Source organism: Caenispirillum salinarum (genome assembly GCF_044803115.1).
GTDB classification, from domain to species: domain Bacteria; phylum Pseudomonadota; class Alphaproteobacteria; order Rhodospirillales; family Rhodospirillaceae; genus Caenispirillum; species Caenispirillum salinarum_A.
On record NZ_CP085224.1, the window covers coordinates 2,591,079 to 2,609,247 of the forward strand.

The window sequence follows — 18,169 nt, forward strand, 5'->3', positions numbered from 1 at the left end:
ATCTCTGGTGCGCGCGATATGGGGAAGGCTTGCGACAGGGGCAAGAAAATTGCCATAACCGACCCTAAATGAATAACAGCCCTTCAATACCGGGTGAAATCGGGAGGATCACGTGACATCGACCGGCGGCCGCGCCATCGACTTCGACACCGCGACGACGCTCACCCGAATGTTCTACGAGCAGGTGACGGCCCTGGATGACCGGCCGTTCCTGTGGCGCAAGGCCGAGGGTGAGTGGCACCCGATGAGTTGGCGGGAAACGGCGGAGCGTGTCGACGCGCTGGCTCAGGGACTGGCCCTCCGCGGCATCAAGCCCGGCGACCGGGTGATGATCGTCTCCGAGAACCGGCCGGAATGGCTGATCGCCGACATGGCGGCCATGGCCATCGGCGCCATTACGGTGCCCGCCTACACCACCAACACCGTTGCAGACCACCTTCACATCCTCAACGACAGCGGCGCGGCAGCGGTCGTCGTCTCCACCCGGGCCCTGGCAAAAAGGGTCTATGCGGCTGCCGCCCAGGCCTCGGAGACGCCGTTCGTCGTCACCGTCGACGACCAGGCGCTCGCACAGAACCCGGGCGTGGAGACTGTCAAGTGGATGCAGCTCATCCACGACGGCCAGCCGCTGGGGCGCCCGAAGCACTGGAAATCGGCAGAGGCCGACGACACCGCCTGCATCATCTACACCTCGGGCACCGGCGGGGCGCCAAAGGGCGTCATGCTCAGCCACAAGAACGTGCTGGCGAACTGCATGGGCGCCTTCGACGTGCTGGAAATCCTGGGCCTGGGGGACGAGGTGTTCCTGTCCTTCCTGCCGCTGTCGCACTCCTACGAGCATTCCGCCGGGCAGTTCTTTCCCATGTCCATCGGCGCGCAGATCTACTACTCCGAGGGCCTGGACAAGCTGTCGGAGAACTTCCAGGAAGTCCGCCCCACCATCACAACCGCCGTGCCCCGCCTGTTCGAGTTCATGCGCAACCGCATCCTGCGCGCCATGGAAAAGCAGAGCGGCACCAAGGTGAAACTGTTCTACAAGACGCTGGAACTGGGAGCGAAGAAGTACGAGAAGGGCCTCGGCCCCGTCGATTCAATCGTCAACTGGGTGCTGGGCCGGCTGGTCCGGCGCAAGGTGGCGCAGCGCTTCGGCGGGCGGCTGAAGGCCCTGGTCTCCGGCGGCGCGCCGCTCAACTACGACATCGGCCTGTTCTTCATGGCGCTCGACGTTCCCATCCTGCAAGGCTACGGCCAGACGGAGGCGGCGCCGGTCATCTCCGTCCAGCGGCCGGGATCGGTGCGGCTGGAGAGCGTCGGGCCGCCGCTCAAGGGCGTCGAGGTGAAGATCGCCGAGGACGGCGAAATCCTTGCGCGCGGGCCCATGATCATGCGCGGCTACTGGAAGGGACCGGAGCAGACCCGCAAGGCCATCGACGCGGAAGGTTGGCTGCACACCGGCGACGTCGGGCACTTCGACGAACCCGGCAACATCGTCATCACCGACCGCAAGAAGGACATCATCGTCAATTCCGGCGGCGACAACATCGCGCCGGCGCGCGTCGAGGGCTTCCTGACGCTGGAACCCGAGATCGCCCAGGCCATGGTGTACGGCGACCGACGACCACACCTGGTCGCCCTGCTGGTCCCCGATCCCGACTGGCTGGCGGCCTGGAAGAACAAGCGGAACCGGGATCGGGCGGCGGAAACGGGGGCCGAACCTGCCGCCGCGGGCGCTTCCGCGCCTCCCAAGGCCGCCGATGCCGATAAGGCCGGCACCGAATTGGAAACCAGGCCCGCCGACAAGCCGGAAGGCATCACGGCACCGCCGATTACGGCGCGCGAGGCAGCGGGCGCGGTTCAGGCCCCCGCCCGGCCGCAGGACGTCGAGGCCGGGGACGAAGCCGCCGACGAAGGCGGGGACGACGCGATCTTCAACGATCCGGCGCTGGTCGAGGCGCTGTCCCAGGCGGTCAGCCGGGTGAACCGCAACATGGCGAACGTCGAGAAAGTCCGCCGCTTCTGTGTGGCGCCGGAGGGCTTCACGGTGGAGAACGGCATGCTGACGCCGACCCTGAAAATCCGTCGGCACGTCATCCGCGACAGCTACAAGGACATGCTGGAGCGCCTGTACGAGAAGTAGGGCCGGCGGACGACTCCGCGTCTATTTCCCCATGGCACCCTCGGTTGCGCCTGCCGACTGTTATCGTGTCCAGACATATTACGGCGGCCGCCGCCTGTGGAATGGCAATGCAATTTCGCGCCGTGGGCCGCCCCGCGTTCGTTCATTATCCGAGTGTTGCAACGGGTATTTCCTCGTTGTAACAGGCGTTTCCCGTGATTAAATCTCAGGGACGATCCAAACAAGGAACAGGGTCGCGGCGCCGGCCGAAGGCTTGAGGCGAACCGCGCCCCGGGAACCGGGAGACATGGCATGACCTTCCTCGCCAACGTCACGCTCGACGACAAGTACACCCAGGAGAGCGGGCGCATCTTCATCACCGGCATCCAGGCGCTGGCCCGCCTGCCGATGATGCAGCGCGAGCGCGACCTGGCCGAGGGCCTCAACACGGCCTGCTTCATTTCCGGCTATCGCGGCAGCCCGCTCGGCGGCCTGGACAAGGAGTTGTGGAAGGCGCGCGAGCACCTGAAGCGCCACGAGGTCCACTTCCAGCCCGGCGTGAACGAGGATCTGGCCGCCACCGCCGTCTGGGGCAGCCAGCAGACCAACCTGTTCCCGCAGGCGAACTACGACGGCGTGTTCTCCATGTGGTACGGCAAGGGTCCGGGCGTCGACCGCTCCGGCGACGTGCTGCGCCACGGCAACATGGCAGGTTCCATGAAGAACGGCGGCGTGCTGGTGGTGGCGGGCGACGACCACGCCGCCAAGTCGTCGACGGTCGCATACCAGACCGAATACGCCTTCATGGACTTCATGATGCCGGTCCTGAACCCGTCGAACGTCCAGGAGATGATCGACTACGGCCTGTTCGGCTGGGCGCTGAGCCGCTATTCCGGCTGCTGGGTCGCCTTCAAGGCGCTGGGCGAAATTCTCGACAGCTCCGCCTCCATCACCGTCGATCCGACCCGCCTGCGCTTCCAGATGCCGACGGATTTCCAGATGCCGGAGGGCGGCCTGCACATCCGCTGGCCCGACAGCCCGCTGGAGCAGGAACACCGGCTGATGAAGCACAAGCTTTACGCCGCGCTGTCCTTCGCGCGCGCCAACAACATCAACCGCGTGGTGATGGACAGCCCGAAGCCGCGGCTGGGCATCGTCACCACCGGCAAGAGCTATCTGGACGTTCGCCAGGCCCTGGAAGACCTGGGCATCGACGAGCGGCTGGCCGCCGAGGCCGGCATCCGCGTCTACAAGATCGGAATGCCCTGGCCGCTGGAGCGCGAGGGCGTGCGCGAGTTCGCCAAGGGCCTGGACGAGATTCTCGTCATCGAGGAAAAGCGCGCGCTGATCGAGAACCAGTTGAAGGAACAGCTCTACAACTGGCGGGAGGACGTGCGCCCGCGCGTCGTCGGCAAGTTCGACGAGGCGGGGAACTGGATCCTTCCGTCGAACGGAGAACTCAGCCCCGCCCGCGTCGCCCGCGTGATCGCCGAGCGGCTGGGCCAGTTCTTCACCTCCGACCGCATCAAGCAGCGGCTCGAGTGGATGGAGAACAAGGAGCGCTCGCTGGAAAAGCCGGTGAGCCCCGTCAAGCGCCTGCCCTACTTCTGCGCCGGCTGCCCGCACAACACCTCGACCAAGGTGCCCGAGGGCTCGCGCGCCGTCGCCGGCATCGGCTGCCACTACATGGTCACCTGGATGGACCGCAGCACGTCCACCTTCACCCAGATGGGCGGCGAGGGCGTGCCGTGGATCGGCCAGATTCCGTTCACCGAGGAAAAGCACATCTTCGCCAACCTGGGCGACGGCACGTACTTCCATTCCGGCATTCTGGCGATCCGGGCGTCGATCGCGGCCAAGGCGAACATCACCTACAAGATCCTCTATAACGATGCCGTCGCCATGACGGGCGGCCAGCCCGTCGACGGCACGGTGACCGTGGCCCAGATGACGCAGCAATTGCGGGCGGAGGGCGCGCAGAAGATCGTCGTGGTCTCCGACGAGCCGGACAAGTACCCCATGGGCTATGAGTTCGCGCCGGGCACCACGGTCCATCACCGCGACGACCTGGACGCCATCCAGCGCGAACTGCGCGAAACGCCGGGCGTGACGATCATGGTCTACGACCAGACCTGCGCGGCCGAAAAACGCCGCCGCCGCAAGCGCGGCAAGATGCACGACCCCGACAAGCGCGTCTTCATCAACGAGTTGGTCTGCGAAGGCTGCGGTGACTGCGGCGTGCAGTCCAACTGTGTCGCGGTGCAGCCGGTGGAAACCGAATACGGCCGCAAGCGCATGATCGACCAGTCCTCGTGCAACAAGGACTATTCCTGCGTCAACGGCTTCTGCCCCAGCTTCGTGACCGTCGAAGGCGCGAAGGTGCGCAAGAAGACGCCGGAAGGCGCGGGCAAGGACGCCGGCGGCGACGACGGCTTCGGCACCCTGCCCTGTCCCACCCTGCCCGACACGACCGATCCCTACGGAATCGTGGTGACGGGCATCGGCGGCACGGGCGTGGTGACCATCGGCGCGCTGCTGGGCATGGCCGGCCACATCGAGGGCAAGGGCGTCTCCGTCCTTGACCAGATCGGCCTGGCGCAGAAGAACGGCGCGGTGGTGACGCATGTGCAGATCGCCGAGAAACCCTCGCGCCTGCACGCCAGCCGCATCGCCGCCGGCAACGCGCGGCTGGTGCTGGGCTGCGACATGCTGACGGCCGGCACCTTCGACGTGCTCGCCAAGGCCCGCACCGGCCACACCGCGGCGGTGGTGAACGAGCATGAGACAATGACCGCCGACTTCACCGCCAAGCCCGACATCGCCTTCCCTCACCAGGAGGTAAAGCACGCCGTCGAGGATGCCGTGGGCCGGGACGCTGCAAGCTTCGTCGACGCCACCCGTGTCGCGACGGCGCTGATGGGCGACAGCATCGCCAGCAACCTGTTCATGGTGGGCTATGCCTGGCAGAAGGGGCTGATCCCCCTGACGCTCGAGAGCATCGAGAAGGCCATCGAACTGAACGGTGTGGCCGTCAAGGCCAACAAGACGGCCATGCTGTGGGGTCGCCGTTATGCCGTCGACCCCGCCAAGGTGGAGACGGTGGTGGAAAGCGCCGACGACGCCGAGACGCAGGCGCAGCTTTCCCACCGCAAGCTGTCGGAGACCTTCGACGAGCTGGTGGCCCGCCGCGTCGACTTCCTGACCGGCTATCAGGACGAAGCGTACGCCGCGCGCTACAAGGCGCTGGTGGACAAGGCGGCGAAGGCGGAGGCCGATCGCGCGCCCGGCCGCACGGGCTTCGCCGAGGCCGTCGCCCGCTCGGCCTTCAAGCTGATGGCCTACAAGGATGAGTACGAGGTCGCGCGCCTCTATACCGACGGCCGCTTCAACGCCGCGCTGAAGGACCAGTTCGAGGGTGGCAACATCAAGATCACCTTCCACATGGCCCCGCCCCTGCTCGCCAAGAAGGACGAGAGCGGCCGCCTGAAGAAGACGACCTTCGGCCCCTGGATGATGGGCGCCTTCCGCACGCTCGCGAAGCTCAAACGCCTGCGCGGCGGGCCGCTGGACATCTTCGGCTATACGGCCGAGCGAAAGCTCCAGCGCCGCCTCATCGCGGAGTATGAGCAGGTGGTGGACGAACTGTGCCGCGGCATGAGCCACGACACCCACACCATCGCCGTCGAGATCGCGGAACTGCCGCTGAAGATGCGCGGGTTCGGCCATATCCTTGACCGCAACGTTGAGGAACAGAAGGCCCGCGAGCAGCATCTTCTGGAAGTGTTCCGCAGTCCGGCGCCCCAGGCAACCGCGGCAGAGTAAGGCAAGACTTCAGAAAGAAGAGTACGATATTCCGGGTATAGTAGAAGCCCCGCCCGCATTGGTTCGGGCGGGGCTTTGCTTTTATGCCGATGCGCGAACTCTGGACAGCGCGCCGCGTTTCTCCGGCACAATCCAACCTCATCAGGGCAACGGAGGATCGACAGCATGACCAGGCACATTGGAGTCTCCGCCCTCGCCATCGCCATGACCCTGGGCGGCGCCGCCTTGGCCCAGGACAGCGCCAATCAGAACCAGCAGATGCAGGACCAGCAGCAGGCGGCCCAGGGCCAGCAGCAGCAACAGCAGCAGGGCCAGAACCAGGACATTCAGGTTCTCAGCCAGTGGAACTATGACGAGTTGTACGAGGGCGGCCTGCGCGCCGAGACCATGCTCGGCGCGGACGTCTTCGGCCCCAACATGGACGACATCGGCGACGTCGAGAACGTCATCCTCGACCGCGACAACCAGATCGTCGCCATCATCGCCGAAATCGGCGGTTTCCTGGACATCGGCGACACCCACGTCGCCGTGCCCTGGGACCAAGTGAAGATGACCCAGGGTGGCTTCCAGATCCCGGTTGACGAAGACAATCTTGACCAGTACGGCCTCTACGCCGAGCCCGGCATCGTCAACAAGAGCAACCTGCAGTCCACGCGCGTGGTCGACGAGGACCTGATCGCCGGCCGCAACACGTGGAAGCTGACCGGATTGATCGACGACTACGCGGTGCTGAACAACGGCGCCGGCTACGGCTACATTGACGACGCCATTTTCACCCAGGACGGCAAGCTTGACGCGGTGGTCGTGCAGCCGGACTACGCCGGCTATGGCATGGGCGGCGCCTATGCCTATCCGTTCTACGGCTACCGCTATGGCTGGAGCCCCGACGCCGAGGCCTATGACCTGCGTTACGCCCCCGACGAAATGGCCGAGATGGAGCCGTTCGACTACGGGCGCATGCAGGGCCCGGCGCAGACCGCCATGGAGCCGGCCGGCCAGGACATGCGCGGGGAAACCGGCGGCCAGCAGGGCGGTCAGCAGCAGCAGACCGACTGATTGCGGCTGTGAAACCGCGCAGTACCGAGAGCCCGCCCCGCAGCCGCGGGGCGGGCTTTTCGCTTCTCCACTGAAGCTTCATCTTCCGACTGCCTTGCGGCCTCCGATCCGCGCGCCCATGTCGAGCGTATGGTTAAGACGGAGGCCCCGCCTCCGCCGATCCAGCCGCCGCCGGGAGGCGCCCATGAGCACCGTCACATCATCCTCAGCCAGCGAACCCCACGCCCGCGATCCGCACGCCGAAGAACGCCGGCTGGAGCGCATGGCGTGGTGGTTGGCCATTGCCGGGCTGATCCCCTTCGTGATCGGCACGGTCGGCGTCTGGATGTTCCGCCACCCCTTCGATTCCATGGCGCTGGAAGCGCAGATGAGCTATGGCGCCGTCATCCTGTCGTTTCTGGGTGCGGTGCATTGGGGGCTTGTGCTGCGGATGCCCTATGGCGCTCCGCGCGCCCTTCTGATCTGGGGCGTCATGCCCTCGCTGGTCGGCTGGGCCGCGCTGGCCTTCGGACCACCGTTGCAGCACGGGGTCCTGATGCTGGGCTTTCTGGCGGCCTTCATCGCAGATCGCCGAGCGGTACTGTCGGGATTGGCGCCGGCGTGGTACGCTCGTCTTCGGTTGATGCTGACGACTGCCGTTCTCCTGCTGGTGGCGGCGGCTGGCCTGCGGTACATCGTCTATCCGCTGGTCGACGCCTTCTCGATGGTGCCTGCATCGGCGAAGGGAATCGCGGTCTGAGCCTCGCCTGAACGACAAAAATCGGACAGTGGAGGTAGGATGTTCTCACCCCGTTATGCCGGTAATCTGGCGGTCGCCCTTTTCTTCTTTGTGGTGATCGTCATCGCCCAGGTGGTCGGATCGACCGCCGAACTGCCGGGCGGCGTCGACGCCCTTCTGACCCTGCTCGCCATCGGCAGCGCCGTCGGCATCCTGGTTTTCCTGGGTGCCGCCGCCATGGGACGCAAGCCCCGCCTCGACTGGTCCGACGACAAGGGCGAGCACCTTCATCCGCAGGTGAAAGCTGGGCTCCAGGCGCTGGGCGTCGTCGGCGTCGGGTTGGCAGGCCTTGCCTTCTACATTGCACTCTACATTTTCCAATGGCCGGTCTTCATCATACCCATGGTGCTGCTGGCCATCGCCATGCTGGTTTTCGTTGTGTACCTGACCGCCGGCAAGCACTTGGACTAGAGCACAAAAGGCGCCAGGGCCCTTTCCCTTACTTTATTTACTGTTTTGAAAGGGGCATCTCCTATGGGGTGCCCCTTTTATCTTTATGGCTTAGTCGAGTCTTGTTGTCGGAATACATGCGCACATGGTAATGGCATGCCGCCCTGACGCATCCTCATCGACAACAGCCAGGACACATCCCCGATGTTCTCCATTCGCTATGCCGGAAACTGGGTGATGAGCGCGGTGTTCGCGCTGATCGCCGCGGCCTCCTTCGCCTTGCCCGCGGTGGCCGAGGCCACCAGCTCCACCGTTTTCCTCGGCCAACTGGTCGCGGCCTTCGCCGCTGCCGGTGTCATCGTGCTGGTGCTCAATGCCGCCCTGAAGCGCGCGCCTTTGTTCGACTGGACGGCAGACTGCGGCACCCGCCTGCACCCGCGCGCCAAGACCGCGCTGCAGGGCCTGGGCGTCACCCTGGTGGCGCTGGCGGGTCTTCTGGGCTACACCTCCATCTTCATTTTCGGCCTGTACGGCATCCTGTACTTCGGCCTGTTCATGGTCGTGGTGATGATGAGCTGGATCATCTACATCACTGCCGGCAAGCATCTGGATTGATAGCGATAATTTGGACGATCCCGACCCGGCGGGATCGTCCTTCCGAAGGGGCGCATCTGCGCCCCTTTTTCTTTTCCGGCCTTTCAATGGCGGTCGTACAATAGGGCTGTGACGGCGGAAGGGCGCCGGTCGCGCCTTCTCCACCGCCATGCAGGTATCCCTTCCGGGACGTCGGGTCCGGCGGCCCGCGCGAACACCGCCGCCGCTCCCGCCTTCCGCACAGTCGTGGGAGGATGCGATGCTTGACCTGAGAACGCTGGTTCCGTGGACGGGCGGGCGCCATGCATCCAGCCCCGCCACCCGCGACACCGATCCTTTCACCGCGTTCCGCCGCGAGATGGATCGCCTGTTCGACGACGCCTTCACCGGCCGCTGGGCCGCTCCGGCCCTGACCGCGGCCGGGACCATGGTGCCGCGCATGGATGTCGATGAGACCGAAACCGATATCATCGTTTCCATGGAACTGCCGGGCGTCGACGAGAAGGATCTCACCATCGACCTGACCGGCGACATGCTCACCGTGAAGGGCGAAAAGAAGGAGGAAAAGGAAAGCAAGGAAGAGGGCCGTCATGTGGTCGAGCGGACCTACGGCAGCTTCGCCCGGTCGATCCGCCTGCCCTACAGCGTCGACACCGACGCCGTCGACGCGACGGTGGACAAGGGCGTGCTGACGCTGAAGGTTCGCAAGCCCGCCGAGGCGCGGTCCGAGCCCAAGCGCATCGCCATCAAGGGCGGCTCGGGCGCGGCGACCATCGAGGCCGGCACGACGGCCACACCCGAAGGCGAGAAGACGGAAACCACCGCCGCCTGACGGGCGGCCCCCGACATGCCATGCATCCAGGCGCGGGCCCAACGGCCCGCGCCGCGTTTTCGCCACGCAAGACCTTGTTTCCGCGTTGATTGAACGGCAAAAACCACTATCTCCAGCATGGACCATCGACGCCGGCCTGACAGAAGGACCACCGCCATGAAAGCCCCTGGCTTTTTCCGCAACGACCCCGACCCCGACGACGGCCCCTCGCAGGGCGGCGGCGGGAACGGCTCGGGCGGGCGGGGGCCGGGCGGCGGTCCCGGCAACCGGGGCCGCACGGACTTCAATCGCCGCTCGCTCATCAGCGTCGCCCTGGCAATCGCCTTTGCGGTCCTGGTCTCGTCCGTGATGCCGCCGCCGCTGGTCGCCGCCACGTTCAGCGAAATCTGCTTCTTCGGCGCTCTGGGTATCGGCGTCGTCGCCGCCATCCGCCGCGAGCCCATCGCCGGCGCGCCGGTGCTGACCGGCTGGGACCGCGCCGCCATGCTGCTTCTGCTCTCCCAGATCGCCGGCCTGTTCGTCGATCATGCCGAGGTGGAGGCCTACCTGCGGCAAGTCCAACAGACGGGTCAGTTCTAACCATGGCCGCCGGGGCGCCCTGCTGCGCCCCGACGCCCTGGCGTCGCTGACGGCCATGGGTCTTGTCCTGGGGCTGGTGGGTTGGCTGCTCTCGGGGCCCAGCGGCCTTGCGGTTGCCGTGATCGCCATGGCGGTGACCATCGTTCTGGTGCCCAAGGTGCCCGTGGACCTGGCCATGCGCGTCATCGGCGCGCGTCCGGTCCATCCCGAGGAGGCACCGGGGCTTTACACCATCCTGATCGAGTTGTCGGAGGCCGCCGGCCTGAAGGCGGCACCCATCCTCTACCGCGTGCGCGGCGGCCGCATCCTGGCCGTGGCGGTGGGCGACTCCAGCCGGTCGGCCCTCGCCCTCTCCGACGGAATGACCGTGGTGATGGACGAGCGTGAGATGCGCGGCGTGCTGGCCCACGAGATCGCCCACATCGCCGCCGAGGACACGACGCTCATGAACCTGGCCGCCGCGCTCGGCCGGGTGATCCACACGCTTGCCGTATTCGGCCTGATTGCCGCCGTGCTGATCGTCCTGCTGACACCGGAGCCCGTGATCCCGTGGGTCGTCGGCCTGATCGCCCTGGCGCCCTGGGCGGCGACGCTGCTGCACCTGGCGCTCATGCGCCGGCGGGAGTTCGCCGCCGACGCCGACGCGGTGCGGCTGACCGGGGATGCCGTCGGGCTTGCCCGCGCGCTGGTGAAGCTGGAGACGCTGCCCACCGGCGGTTTGGCGCGTCTCATCGGCGGCGGACCGGGGCGACAGCGCCGGGGCCTCGGCTTCCTGCGCACCCATCCCAGCACCAAGGCCCGCATCGAGCGTCTGGTGGGCCCCATCTCCGACCGCGTGCGCCCCATGCGGCTCCACTGAACCTGGACGCCGGTCCCGCCGCGCGCTATCACCTGGGCATGGTTCAGACACCGCACCAGGACATGCCGCCGGTGGTCTATGTCGTCGATGATGACGACGCCCTGCGGGATTCGCTGACTTGGCTCATCCGGTCCGCCGACTACGAGGTCGCGTCCTACGCCGCCGCCGATGCCTGCGTCTGCGCCTTTCGCGACGACCGCCCGGCCTGCCTGCTGCTGGACGTGCGGATGCCCGGCATGTCGGGGCTGGAGTTGCAGGAAGCCCTGCGCCTGCGCGCTGCGTCGGTGCCCATCATCTTCATCACCGGACACGGCGACGTGCCCATGGCCGTGCGCGCGCTCAAGGCCGGCGCCTTCGACTTCGTGGAAAAACCCTTCGACGACGGTGTGGTGCTGGCCCGCATCCAGGCCGCCATCGACCTCCACCGTGAACGCCTGGCGGAGCGCGCCCACCGCGAATCCCTGCTGGATCGCTGGCGCATCCTGACGCCGCGCGAGCGCCAGACCCTGCGCAAGGTGGCGCAGGGCCTTCAGAACAAGATGATCGCGCACGACCTGGACATTTCCCAGAAAACCGTCGAGGTCCACCGCCACAACGGCCTGGAAAAGATGGCCTGCCACTCCGCCGCCGACCTGGCGCGGATGCTCATGACCCTGGGCGATGCGGCCCAGGACGACGCTCCCTGACGGCAATCCCTTAGCAATATCCTCAGGCTTCCTGGGGTAATCCCCAATACCCCCAAGAGCCACGCGGGCCTAGCGTGAAGACATGGACGGAAGGCATGCGTCTCCGCCCCGCTTCATGCCAAGGACCCGAAGGGGAAGACCAATGGATTCGAGCCGCCGCGACTTTCTGAGGGGCGCCTGCTCGGTCACCGCCGGCGCGGCCGTCTGCGTCGCCACCGCCGAGACGGCCGCCGCCGCCGCGCCCATGCGGCGGGGCGGCGATGCGTCCAGGCGCTATGCCATGGTGGTGGACCTGCGCAAGTGCATCGGCTGCCAGGCGTGCACCGTCGCCTGTTCCATGGAGAACCAGGTGCCGCTGGGCGATTTCCGTACCATCGTCTCGCAGTACGAGGTGCGCGACGCCGACAACCCGACGCAGCCCGCCGCCACCTACACGCTGCCGCGCCTGTGCAACCACTGCGAGGACCCGCCCTGCGTGCCGGTCTGTCCGGTGCAGGCGACTTATCAGCAGAAGGACGGCAAGGTGCTGATCGACGCCGACCGCTGCGTCGGCTGCGCCTATTGCGTCCAGGCCTGCCCCTACGACGCCCGCTACATCAATCCCGAAACCCAGACCGCCGACAAGTGCACCTTCTGCACCCACCGCACGGATGTCGGGCTGCTGCCCGCCTGCGTGGAGACCTGCACCGGCGGCGCCCGCGTCTTCGGCGACCTGCTCGACCCCGACAGCGCGGTCAACGCCCTGCTGGCCGAGCACGAGGTCAAGGTGCTGCGGCCCGAGCAGGGCACCAGCCCGCACGTCTTCTACATCGGCCTGGACGACCGCTTCCAGGGCAAGGTCGACGGTCAGGCCGCGCTTTGGGTCGTCCGCGACGACCAGGGCCACCGGATCGGGGAGGTCTGAGTCATGAACGCGCCCGACATCATCGAGACCGTCAACGTCAGCCGGCACGCCGCCTGGCTGCCCTGGGCCGTCTCCTACTTCTTTCTGATCGGCCTGTCGACGGCCGGCGCCTTCCTCTCGCTGCCGCGCTTCCTGGCCGGCAAGGCGGACTGCGACCGGCTGGGGCGGATCGCGGTGCTCATCATGCTGTCGGCGGCCCTTGCCGCTCCCGTGGCGCTGCTGGCCGACCTGCACCAGCCCGGCCGCTTCTGGCATTTCTACGCCCACTTCACCCCCTGGTCGTGGATGAGCTGGGGCTCGCTGCTGCTGCCCGCCTATGTGGGCCTGGCGGTGTTCTACGGCTGGCTGGTAATGCGCCCGGCGCTTCAGGAAGGGCCCGCCCCGGCGCGGCTTCTGGCGCTGGGCTCGGGCGACCTGTCGGGCTTCGTGAAGCCCATGGCCGGCCTGACGGCCCTCGCTGCGCTGGCCGTCGTGGTCTACACGGGCATGGAGGTGATGGTGGTGGAAAGCCGGCCGCTCTGGCACACCGCCACCCTGCCGGTGATGTTCCTGTTCACCGCCCTGACCGGCGCCGCCGGCCTTGGCCTGCTGTTCAACCGCCTTCTCACCGGCCACGACACCGTCACCGACCGCCGCTTCTACCGCATGCTCGCCCTGTTTTCGGGCCTGGTGCTGCTGAACGGCGCCGTCTGGCTGGCGCTTGGCTGGACCGGCCGGGGCGCGGCCGAAGCGCGCGCGCTGGAGATCGTCGCCGACTCCAACACCTGGATGGGCGTGGCCGGCTGGGCGACCATGACCGCCTTCGTGCTGCTGGTCTTCGGCCTCGCCAAGCCGCGCGGCCTGGGCTGGCTGGCCGGGCTTATCGCCCTGCATTCGGCCTGGATGTTCCGCTGGACCGTCTTCATGGGCGGGCAGGCCATCCCCAAGACTGGCGCCGGTTTCTACGACGTCGACCTGCCGCTGGGGTCCGAGGGCCTGGCCGGGATCATGGCCGCCATGGGTCTCTGGGTCGCCGTCACCGCCATCCTGACCATGCTGGCCTCGTGGCGCGGACGAAGCGATGCCGTCGCATCGGACAGCCGTGCCGGCCGCGCCGTTCCCCACGCCGCCGAATGATGTCTTGAGACTCCGAGAGTAGGAGCACCGCCATGACTTCCCGCCGCAATCTCCTGAAGGGCGCCGCCGCCGCCGGTGGCCTGGCCGCCTTCGGCGCGGGCTACAGCGAAACCATCGCCAAGACCGCCGAGGGCCTGATCCACGGCACCGCCGGCGAGGCCCCGCGCGACCCGCGCACCTTCAACGCCCCCAAGCCCGAATTCTCCGTCGACGCCGAGACCGGCGATCTGGTGCCCAACCCCGACCAGCAGGTCGCGTTCACCATGTGCATGGCCTGCAACACCATGTGCGGCGTGCGGGTGCGCACCGACAAGCAGACTGGCGCCGTCCTGCGGACCGCCGGCAATCCCTATCACCCGCTGTCGGCGGAACGGCACCTGCCCTACGAGACCTCCATCCGCGATGCCTTCCTGTCGCTGACCGCCAAGGGCGAGGCCGGGCTTGCCGGCCGCTCCACCGCCTGCGGGCGCGGCAACGCCGCGCTGGCGCAGATCACGAACCCCTACCGCGTGACGGAATGCCTCAAACGCGTCGGCCCGCGCGGCTCGGGCAAATGGCAGACCATCAGCTTCGAACATCTGGTGGAGGAAGTCGTCGAGGGTGGCGACCTGTTCGGCGAGGGCTCCGTCGAGGGCCTGCGCGCCATCCGCGACCTGGAGACGCCGCTGGACCCGGAAAACCCCGAGTACGGCCCCAAGGCCAACCAGTTGGCCGTCATCCACGCCACGTCCGAGGGACGCGAGGGCTTCCTCAAGCGGTTCGCCTTCAACTGCTACGGCACCCGCAACTATGCCCACCACGGCAGCTATTGCGGCCTGTCCATGCGCGTGGGCTCGGGCGCGGTGCTGAACGACCTGAAAGGCTACGCCCACGGCAAGCCCGACTTCGAGCATGTCGAGTTCGCCATCTTCCTAGGCAGCAGCCCCGGCAACGCCGGCAAGCCGTTCAAGCGCCAGGGCCGGATGGTCGCCAAGGCGCGGTCGGAGGGCGTGCTGAATTATGTGGTGGTGGAGCCCGTGCTGACCAATGCATCCAGCATGGCAGCGCACGAGCGCAACCGCTGGCTGCCCATCACGCCGGGCACCGACGCAGCCCTCGCCATGGGCATGATCCGCTGGATCCTGGAGAACGAGCGGTTCGACGCCCGCTACCTGTCGCAGCCCGGCCCTGCCGCCGCCGAGGCCGCGGGCGAGGCCAGCTTCTCCAACGCCAGCCACCTTGTCGTGACCCAGGAAGGCCACCCGCGCGAGGGCCGCTTCCTGCGCGCCTCCGACCTGGGCCTGCCGCTGGCGGACGTGGAGGGCGCGGAGCGCTACAAGAAGGGCGACGCCTTCCTCTGCATCGACGCCGCCGACGGCACCGTCCGCCCGCACGGCAAGCCGGCGCCGGCCGCGCTGCTCCATGACAGCGTGGTGGAGACGCCCGAGGGGCCGGTCGCGGTCAAGACCAGCCTCCAGCTTCTCAAGGAGGAAGCGCAGCGCCACACCATCGAGGACTACGCATCCTTCTGCGGCCTGAAGCCCGAGGTCATCGAGGGCCTGGCGCGAGAGTTCACCGCCCACGGCAAGAAGGCCGCCATCGACACCCACGGCGGCTCCATGCACGCCAACGGCTTCTACACGGCCTACGCGGTCCTGATGCTGAACCTGCTGATCGGCAACTGGAACCAGAAGGGCGGCATGGTCGACAGCATGGGCGGCTTCCCGGAATTCGCGCCGGGGCCGCGCTACAACCTGAAGAAATTCCCCGGCATGGTGAAGCCGGCCGGCGTGTTCCTGTCGCGGTCGCGCTTTCCCTACCGGAAAACCAGCGAGTTCAAGCGCCGCACGGCGGCGGGCGAAAGCCCCTACCCCACGAAGGCCCCGTGGTACCCGTTCTCGCCGCCTATGCTGACAGAGTACCTGACCAGCGCCGTGAACAAGTACCCTTACGGCCTGAAGGCGCTCGTCAGCTTCATGGCGAACCCCATCTACGGCCACGCCGGGCTGAAGGCCGCCATCGGGGAGCAGTTGAAGGACCCCAAGGTGCTGCCGCTGTTCGTCGCCGTGGATGCCTTCATCAACGAGACCAATGCCAACGCCGACTACATCGTGCCCGACAGCGTGATGTATGAAAGCTGGGGCTGGGCCAAGCCGTGGTCGGGCACCGTCACCAAGGCGTCCACCGCCCGCTGGCCGGTGATCGAGCCGCGCCAAGCCAGGACGAACGAGGGCGACCGCGTGACCATGGAAATGTTCTTCATAGCGGTCGGCAAGCGCATGGGCCTGCCGGGCTTCGGCGACGCGGTGATACAGGACGCCGAGGGCGCCATGCATCCCCTCGACCGGCCGGAGGACTGGTACATCCGCGCCGGCGCCAACGTCGCCTATGCCGGCACGCCCGTGCCCGACGCCAGCGATGACGACATCGTCCTGTCCGGCGTCTCCCGCATCATGGCGGAACTGGAACGCGCCCTGAAGCCCGAGGAGGTGCGCAAGGTCGCGCACGTCTATGCCCGCGGCGGCCGCTTCCAGGACTATGCGGAGGCCTATGAGGGGGACGCGCTGACCAACAGGGTCACCGCGCCGGCCGGGTTCTGCGTCTACAACGAGGCCATCGGCACGGCGGTCAACACCATGACCGGCGAGCGCTTCAAAGGCACGCCGGCGTGGTTCCCGCAGCGCTTTGCCGACGGCACGGCGATCCGCGACCACTACAAGGCCGAGGACTGGCCGTTCCTGGTGTCGTCGTACAAGTCCAACATGCAGTCCAGCTATTCCATCGGGGCGCCGCGCCTGCGCCAGGTGCACCCCAACAACCCCATCTCCATCGGCGTGGAGGACGCCGAACGGCTGGGGATCGTCTCGGGCGACGCGGTGCGGCTGTCGACGCCCGAGGGCAGCGTCATCGCCACCGCGCTGGTCCGCCACGGCATCGCGCCAGGGGCCATCGCGGTGGAACACGGCTACGGTCACAGCGAACTGGGCGCCCGCCGGCACGAGATCGACGGCCTGATGCAGCCCGACCTGGGCGGCTTCTCCGCCGGCGTGAACCTCAACGAGATCGGCCTGCTGGACCCCACCCGCGACGGCCGGGCGACGCTGGGGGACTGGGCGGTCGGCTCGGCGGCGCGCAACGCCCTGCCGGCACGGCTGGAAAAGGCATGACGACCGCCGTACTGGGCGAGTTGGGACGGGGCGGATGCGGCGGCAACCGCCCCGTTTCAGCCCCAGGAGCGGGTGGAGCGGCCCGACTGCTCCTCGGTCATGCCGTCCATTTCGTCATAGGCCCGTTCGAGGGCCGCCTGGGCGTCCTCCAGAGCCGCCGCCATGGCGCGGCGTTCAAGCTCCAGGGCCAGCAGGTTCATGGCGTTCCGCAGGTCATCGGCGCAAGGCGCGAACTGGTTCGGATCGTCGATCCACAGGTCGACCACACCGAAGGTCTCGGTGCCCGAGACCAGCGGGAATCGCTGCCATCCGGCTGGTGCCTCGGGGGTGTCGAGGTCCAGGCGCGCCGTCACCTGCGCCCCGCGGACACCCGGAACCTCCTTCAGCCCGGCGCCCACGAATCCCTCGAACTGCTGGCGACCGGGCATGGACCGCGCCACGCAGACCAGAAGCAACAGACGCGACGCCGTCGGGTCAGGCATGACCGTGCGCGTGTCCGTCACAGCATGCAAGGGCGTCCGACCCGGTCGGCGGGTCGTAGTACGGGTTGGGCACGATCTGGTTGCGCACCAGCATCAGCGGGTGCGCCTTGAGAATCTGGAAGAGCAACTCGCCGTCGAACAGCCGGGCGTCGTATTGACAGATCGCGCTGAACGGACTGTCGGCCACCACCGCGTTCACCTGCCGCTCGTAGGCGACCAGCTTGTCCACCCCCGGCAGGGCAGGATCGAGCGACCAGTCCATTTCGCCGGTGAAGAACACGGTGCCGGTTACCCTGCCGCGCATCTCTGCGTAGCCATGGCGCAGCGTCGACAGCATGGCCGCGGGATCGAACCGCCCGCCGGGCGCGTAGGTGGATCGGGCGTCGCGGAAGTGGAAATGCGGCTCGGCCAGCAGGTCGCGGGGAATGCCGCGCTGGACCAGATGGTCGTGGATCAGGTCAAGCTCGGTCTCGCAGGCGAAATAATCCGTCGACCCGCCATTCGCCAGGACGCCGGCCATGATACGCCCTATGGCGTCCATCCGTTGGTCCCGGCTGTCGTAGAGGTAGCAGACATGCGTCCCAGGCTGGATCGACTCGATGGAAAAGGCGGCATGACCGCTCATCGTGCGCTCTCCGGCGAAAAGGTCGACTATCGCGTTTGGAAACAGATGATCCCCTGACAGGACGATACTGTTGCACGCCTGGGCGTTCTTCGAAAGGAAAAGCTAACATGCCCGGCCGGGTCATGGCGCGGTCCGGCCGGTTCCCCTAGACTGCCGACCGCGTTCCAACGCCAGGGGAGAGGCC

The 18,169-nt window shown here is 67.3% G+C and carries 15 protein-coding genes; 13 read left to right on the top strand and 2 right to left on the bottom strand.

What is annotated here, in order from left to right; all coding sequences use genetic code 11:
* Positions 1-112: 112 nt before the first annotated feature.
* The 13 genes from LG334_RS11905 to LG334_RS11965 all read left to right on the top strand — a co-directional run bounded on the left by LG334_RS11905 (position 113) and on the right by LG334_RS11965 (position 16,878).
* On the top strand, positions 113-2,137 hold the full coding sequence (locus LG334_RS11905) for an AMP-dependent synthetase/ligase (RefSeq protein ID WP_404378384.1): 2,025 nt from the start codon (positions 113-115) through the stop codon (positions 2,135-2,137).
* 291 nt (positions 2,138-2,428) lie between these two features.
* Entirely contained in the window at positions 2,429-5,938 is a 3,510-nt protein-coding gene (locus LG334_RS11910; protein WP_404378386.1) for an indolepyruvate ferredoxin oxidoreductase family protein, read from the top strand.
* Between the two features lie 165 nt (positions 5,939-6,103).
* Positions 6,104-6,994: a PRC-barrel domain-containing protein gene (locus tag LG334_RS11915; protein ID WP_404378388.1), complete on the top strand. Its 891-nt coding sequence runs from the start codon at positions 6,104-6,106 to the stop codon at positions 6,992-6,994.
* Positions 6,995-7,178: 184 nt separating this feature from the next.
* On the top strand, positions 7,179-7,733 hold the full coding sequence (locus tag LG334_RS11920; protein ID WP_404378389.1) for a DUF3429 domain-containing protein: 555 nt from the start codon (positions 7,179-7,181) through the stop codon (positions 7,731-7,733).
* Positions 7,734-7,772: 39 nt separating this feature from the next.
* Complete coding sequence (locus LG334_RS11925) at positions 7,773-8,183, top strand: hypothetical protein (protein WP_404378391.1); 411 nt, start codon at positions 7,773-7,775, stop codon at positions 8,181-8,183.
* 183 nt (positions 8,184-8,366) lie between these two features.
* Positions 8,367-8,777: a hypothetical protein gene (locus tag LG334_RS11930; RefSeq protein ID WP_404378393.1), complete on the top strand. Its 411-nt coding sequence runs from the start codon at positions 8,367-8,369 to the stop codon at positions 8,775-8,777.
* A 238-nt stretch (positions 8,778-9,015) separates the two neighbouring features.
* On the top strand, positions 9,016-9,588 hold the full coding sequence (locus tag LG334_RS11935; RefSeq protein ID WP_404378394.1) for an Hsp20/alpha crystallin family protein: 573 nt from the start codon (positions 9,016-9,018) through the stop codon (positions 9,586-9,588).
* Between the two features lie 156 nt (positions 9,589-9,744).
* A complete protein-coding gene (locus tag LG334_RS11940; protein WP_404378395.1) occupies positions 9,745-10,167 on the top strand; it encodes a hypothetical protein in 423 nt (140 codons plus the stop codon).
* A 55-nt stretch (positions 10,168-10,222) separates the two neighbouring features.
* Entirely contained in the window at positions 10,223-11,026 is an 804-nt protein-coding gene (locus LG334_RS11945; RefSeq protein ID WP_404378396.1) for a zinc metalloprotease HtpX, read from the top strand.
* 38 nt (positions 11,027-11,064) lie between these two features.
* Positions 11,065-11,712: a response regulator transcription factor gene (locus LG334_RS11950; protein WP_404378397.1), complete on the top strand. Its 648-nt coding sequence runs from the start codon at positions 11,065-11,067 to the stop codon at positions 11,710-11,712.
* Positions 11,713-11,854: 142 nt separating this feature from the next.
* Complete coding sequence (gene dsrO, locus LG334_RS11955; protein ID WP_404378398.1) at positions 11,855-12,616, top strand: sulfate reduction electron transfer complex DsrMKJOP subunit DsrO; 762 nt, start codon at positions 11,855-11,857, stop codon at positions 12,614-12,616.
* Positions 12,617-12,619: 3 nt separating this feature from the next.
* Positions 12,620-13,732, top strand: a complete 1,113-nt coding sequence (gene nrfD / locus LG334_RS11960; protein WP_404378399.1) for an NrfD/PsrC family molybdoenzyme membrane anchor subunit — start codon at positions 12,620-12,622, stop codon at positions 13,730-13,732.
* A 32-nt stretch (positions 13,733-13,764) separates the two neighbouring features.
* Entirely contained in the window at positions 13,765-16,878 is a 3,114-nt protein-coding gene (locus LG334_RS11965) for a molybdopterin dinucleotide binding domain-containing protein (protein ID WP_404378401.1), read from the top strand.
* A gap of 56 nt (positions 16,879-16,934) precedes the next feature.
* Here the strand turns inward: LG334_RS11965 and LG334_RS11970 are convergent, their stop codons facing one another.
* Positions 16,935-17,360, bottom strand: a complete 426-nt coding sequence (locus LG334_RS11970; RefSeq protein WP_404378403.1) for a hypothetical protein — start codon at positions 17,358-17,360, stop codon at positions 16,935-16,937.
* The gene (locus tag LG334_RS11975; protein WP_404378404.1) at positions 17,353-17,985 is read right to left on the bottom strand and encodes an MEDS domain-containing protein; all 633 of its coding nucleotides are present in this window, start codon (positions 17,983-17,985) and stop codon (positions 17,353-17,355) included. The genes LG334_RS11970 and LG334_RS11975 overlap by 8 nt, the downstream gene beginning before the upstream one ends.
* Positions 17,986-18,169 lie beyond the last annotated feature (184 nt).